The organism is Elusimicrobiota bacterium, assembly GCA_040757695.1.
Taxonomy (GTDB): Bacteria; Elusimicrobiota; UBA8919; order UBA8919; family UBA8919; genus JBFLWK01.
The window spans coordinates 1-4,517 of sequence record JBFLWK010000127.1; the positions used below are offsets into that span (position 1 = coordinate 1).

Sequence of the window (4,517 nt, forward strand, 5' to 3'; positions counted from 1 at the left end):
GCTTTATGAGGAAGTGTTATTGAAGAGCCGTGTGTGGGCAATCTGCAAGCACGGTTCTGCGAGGGGCACGACAGCCCGATAGGGCTGTCACCACAAGGAGGTTATAAAGATGTCTACTCAACAACATGTTAAAAATTGGGCAATGTTTTTTTTATCTGCGTTCATTTGCGTTTTTTATCTGTGTAATCTGTGTTTCACAAAGACATCTGTAAAGTTTGTCTATGACCCTGCTGGAAAAATTGTCAGTAAAGTCGCTATCGCAGGAACATTTAATACCTGGAACAAAAATGCTGATATCCTGAAAAAACAACCTGACGGGGAATATACGATAGAGATTCCACTGAATGATGGGATGCATTTTTATAAGTTCGTTATAGACGATAATCAATGGATTGAGGATCCGCTTGCGGATAAAACATTAAGAAAACCGGATGGTTATGGCGGATTCAATTCTGGAATTTTTGTTGGTGAAAAAGGTGAAAAATACGGTATCGCTAAACCAGATGATATAAATATCCAAGCATTAAAATATGAAATCAATGTGATATCAACAGAATTGGTTGAATTAAAACTGCGTACATTAAAAAACGATGTAGAAACTGTGGTCGCCTGTTTTCCACAACAGAAAATCGTACTTACTAAAACATATTCATCAGTCGGGTTTGATTATTACTCGGATATTGTTGAAATAAAAAATCCGGGAAACGGCTATTTTCAAATCAGAGACGACAAAACGCTTTTTATTTTTCCAAATACAAAAAATATCGCATTTGAACTGAAACCTGTTTTTTCTACACCCGACTGGGCAAAGGGCTGTGTCTGGTATCAAATAATGCTTGACAGATTCGCAAACGGCGAAAAATTAAACGACCCGAAAAATACGCTGCCCTGGACATGGGATTTCAATAAACCATATTCAACAGAACGGGGCAGTTTTTATCAATTTGTTTGGGGCAGATTCTTCGGCGGCGACCTGCAAGGACTTATCAAAAAATTGACTTACTTAAAAGGGCTCGGTGTGGAAGCGATTTACCTGAACCCTGTTTTTGAATCAAATTCATATCAGAAATATAATACGAATGATTACAGACATATTGACCAGCATTTCGGCTATTTAACAGATTATTCTCAACTTCATGAAACGCTAGACCCTGAAACATGGAAATGGACTGATACAGATAAACTGTTTCTTGAATTCCTAAAACAGGCACATTCACTCGGAATAAAGGTAATTGTTGACGGTGTGTTTAATCATTCAGGCGAGAACCACTGGGCATTTGTTGACTTAAAACAAAAAAATGAGAAATCAGTTTATAAAGACTGGTTCATCGTTACCAACTGGGAAACATTCAGAAAATACTCAAATCAGGGTAAAGGCTACACAGGCTGGGCTGGTTTCGGCGGATTGCCGGAATTCCAAGAAGATGAAAACGGACTTATTGAGCCCGTCAAAAAACATATTTTTGAGATTACAAAACGGTGGATGGACCCGAATAACGATGGCAACCCATCCGACGGAATTGACGGCTGGCGACTGGATGTACCTGATTGCGTAAAAATGCCATTTTGGAAAGAATGGTGTGCACTTGTCAAAAAAATCAATCCTGATGCATATATAGTCGGCGAACTATGGGGTGAAGCGCCTGACTGGCTAACAAAAGAACTGTTTCATTCACAGATGAATTATCCACTTGTAAAATTAGCAATAAAATTTTTGGTTGATAAAACACTCTCATCATCACAATTTGAAAAATCAATCAACCATCTTTTGTCAACCTACCCGATGCAGGTCAATTTTGTGCAGTTAAATCTTTTGGATAGCCACGATACAGATAGAATCGCATCTATGATTTATAATCCTCAGCGGGAATATGATAAACGAAACCGATTAAACCCCAGAGATGGCGGCGACTACAACAAAAATTACAAAAATACAAAACCATCCGCAGACTGCTATCAACTCTTAAAATTAATCACTGCGTTCCAATTCACATTCGTCGGTTCACCGTGTATCTGGTATGGTGATGAAGTCGGGATGTGGGGTGCTGATGACCCGTTTGACAGAAAACCGATGCTATGGCGTGAACTTAAATGCGACGAACCCGGTGCAACCGTAGATGAAGAACTGCTAACACATTACAAAAAAATTAGCGCTATCAGAAAAAAATATAGTGTCTTCAAGACAGGACTCTATAAGCCACTGATTGCTGATGATGAAAAAAATGTGTTTGGATTTGTAAGAATTAAAGGAGATAGAATTGGTGTAGTTATTCTGAATAATTCTGACAAGACACAAAAAATAAAAATCCCGCTTCCAGAAGGAATAATAGAACTAAAAGATACTCTAACAAACAAAACATATAAAATCGGGAACAATAATGTACTTAATATCTCGCTTAAACCACTAGGATATTTAATTCTCGTAAACTAAAAAACTGCCGCTATCGTCTAGTGGTTTAGGACATCGCCCTCTCAAGGCGAAGACCATGGGTTCAAATCCCATTAGCGGCATTCTGTGGTTATTATCCATCGCAGAAACATTCCGAGTGCAAGAAACACAGTATAAGGCAGGTATACCGACTGGCTTTCGTCAAATTTTAACGATTCCGGAGTTCTAAAAGTGACAAGCGAAATTAAAGCGTAAAATAATTTTTTAAGTGTTCCCAAAAAATTCTTTCTAAAAAATAATACAATAATTGCCACAATCCCGCCTAATATCGCACCGTAAAAACCGCCTCTTACAACAAACTCAAAACCTTTAAGTGAGCCAACCGCAGCCATAAATTTTACATCACCTGCACCAATTCCGCCTAACAGATAAAAAATAAACAGAAATAAAAAGCCAGCCGCAAAACCAGCCAGCGAATCTTTTAAGCCCGGTAGACCCGAATAAAAAAAATTGAAACCTAGCCCTAAAATTACAGCAGGGAATGTAATAAAATTATAAATCTTTCGGTATTTAATATCGGTATAGATAGAAATTGACAGAAAAATCAGGAGGATTGTATCTAATAGCACGGTTTGTAGTCAGCGCATCTGCCTCGGAAACCATCAGTACAAATTTCTCGTCTGCCAGTAATTACAGATTTTTTTTTACAAAAATACATCATACAGGTAATACCCTGTTCTAAATAACAGTAAACGCAATCAGAACCCATTCGTCTGATTACAGCCGGTGCTTTTAAGGATTTAATTGCAGATGTAATTGTTTCCATATACTAATTTTATGTTTGCTAATGTTATTGCGGGGGGTGGATTTGAACCACCGACCTCCAGGTTATGGGCCTGACGAGCTACCGGGCTGCTCTACCCCGCAATAGATAGTATAACAAAAAATTAAAATTTGTCAAGTGAAATATTTTTAAAACTGGCCGTAGAGTTTCTGTGTGGTAAGCCGAAGCCGTTTGGAGAGCACTTTCAACATTATCTGGAGTACTTTGGAGGCAACCTGAGAGTTTTTCTTTTTCAGTTCTTCAAATTTTTCACGAGTGATTACTAAAAGGGTTGCAGAAGTGAGCGCCGAAGAATATGCAGAACGCGGTTGTGTATCATACAAAGCGAGTTCGCCAAAAATATCGCCAGGTTTCATTACCGCAATCGTGTGGTCGTCATCGTTGTCTATAATAAATATTCTTACCATCCCGTCTTTTACAATATAAAGACGGTCGCCTAATTCACCTTGTTTGAATATAACATCGTTCTTTTTGAAGTTCTGAATATCAAGTATTGAACTGAACTCTTTTTGTTCTTCATCCGTAAGTGTTGAAAAATAAAGATGGTTTTTTAGAAAAGTAAATATCTCGTCCATACTATAATAATATAAAAAAAAAGTTTTTTTGTCAATACCTTGATTTTGTTAATTTTATTTTGTAAAATAAAAACATGGATGTTATTGAATGTATAAAAACCAGAAGAAGTATCAGGGAACTGCATTGTGGCGAAGTGAACCGAAAGGTTATTGAACAAATAGTAAATTGCGGACGGTTAGCACCAACGGCAAAAAATATCCAGCCAGTAGAATTTGTCGTTGTTACCGATAGAAATAAGTTAAAAAAACTTGCAGAAATTGTGGCAGGTAATGGTCCGTTCATTAAAGATGCCGTTTTTTGTATAGTTGTTTTCGCAAAGGATACAAAGTATTTTTTAGAAGATGGCTGTGCAGCTACTGAAAATATTCTTCTGGCAGTTCACTCATTTGGACTTTCTGCCTGTTGGGTTGCAGGTGATAAAAAAAATTATGCCCAAACAATTGCAAAAGAATTGGATGCACCACCGGACTACAAACTTATCTCCATAATTCCTGTAGGTTATTCTAACGAAAAATCTAATATCAGAAAAAGAAAGTTAGAAGATGTTTTACATTGGGAAAAATTTTAATTGGAGGATATTTTTATGAGTGTGCCAAGAAAGTTCCTTGAATTCTTGTCGGTGGAAGTCCGAACTGGATAAAGGGTAGCGACCAGTCCAACACCAAATCCCACAGTTAATAAGGCAACGAACTAACTGATGCTGGGATG

At 37.5% G+C, this 4,517-nt stretch carries 5 protein-coding genes and 2 tRNA genes; 3 read left to right on the plus strand and 4 right to left on the minus strand.

What is annotated here, in order from left to right; all coding sequences use genetic code 11:
* The first annotated feature begins 109 nt into the window (after nucleotides 1–109).
* A complete protein-coding gene (locus tag AB1349_12880) occupies nucleotides 110–2,431 on the plus strand; it encodes a glycoside hydrolase family 13 protein (protein ID MEW6558221.1) in 2,322 nt (773 codons plus the stop codon).
* Nucleotides 2,432–2,437: 6 nt separating this feature from the next.
* Nucleotides 2,438–2,511: transfer RNA gene (locus AB1349_12885), tRNA-Glu, on the plus strand.
* Here the strand turns inward: AB1349_12885 and AB1349_12890 are convergent.
* The 4 genes from AB1349_12890 to AB1349_12905 all read right to left on the minus strand — a co-directional run bounded on the left by AB1349_12890 (nucleotide 2,503) and on the right by AB1349_12905 (nucleotide 3,808).
* Nucleotides 2,503–3,018 carry an A24 family peptidase gene (locus AB1349_12890; protein MEW6558222.1) on the minus strand — a complete coding sequence of 172 codons (516 nt, stop codon included), beginning with the start codon at nucleotides 3,016–3,018 and terminating at the stop codon, nucleotides 2,503–2,505. The two genes, AB1349_12885 and AB1349_12890, sit on opposite strands and share 9 nt — an antisense overlap.
* Entirely contained in the window at nucleotides 3,009–3,215 is a 207-nt protein-coding gene (locus AB1349_12895; GenBank protein ID MEW6558223.1) for a hypothetical protein, read from the minus strand. The genes AB1349_12890 and AB1349_12895 overlap by 10 nt, the downstream gene beginning before the upstream one ends.
* 27 nt (nucleotides 3,216–3,242) lie before the next feature.
* Nucleotides 3,243–3,316 (minus strand) — tRNA-Met (locus AB1349_12900).
* A 45-nt stretch (nucleotides 3,317–3,361) separates the two neighbouring features.
* A complete protein-coding gene (locus AB1349_12905) occupies nucleotides 3,362–3,808 on the minus strand; it encodes a cyclic nucleotide-binding domain-containing protein (protein ID MEW6558224.1) in 447 nt (148 codons plus the stop codon).
* Nucleotides 3,809–3,882: 74 nt separating this feature from the next.
* On the opposite strand from AB1349_12905, the gene AB1349_12910 reads away from it, so the two are divergent.
* Entirely contained in the window at nucleotides 3,883–4,377 is a 495-nt protein-coding gene (locus AB1349_12910) for a nitroreductase family protein (protein MEW6558225.1), read from the plus strand.
* Nucleotides 4,378–4,517 lie beyond the last annotated feature (140 nt).

Excerpts from the sequence above, each read along its gene's own strand:
- AB1349_12880 (MEW6558221.1), top strand. The coding sequence starts at position 110 with ATGTCTACTCAACAACATGTTAAAAATTGGGCAATGTTTTTTTTATCT.
- AB1349_12895 (MEW6558223.1), bottom strand. The coding sequence starts at position 3,215 with ATGGAAACAATTACATCTGCAATTAAATCCTTAAAAGCACCGGCTGTA.
- AB1349_12905 (MEW6558224.1), bottom strand. The coding sequence starts at position 3,808 with ATGGACGAGATATTTACTTTTCTAAAAAACCATCTTTATTTTTCAACA.
- AB1349_12910 (MEW6558225.1), top strand. The coding sequence starts at position 3,883 with ATGGATGTTATTGAATGTATAAAAACCAGAAGAAGTATCAGGGAACTG.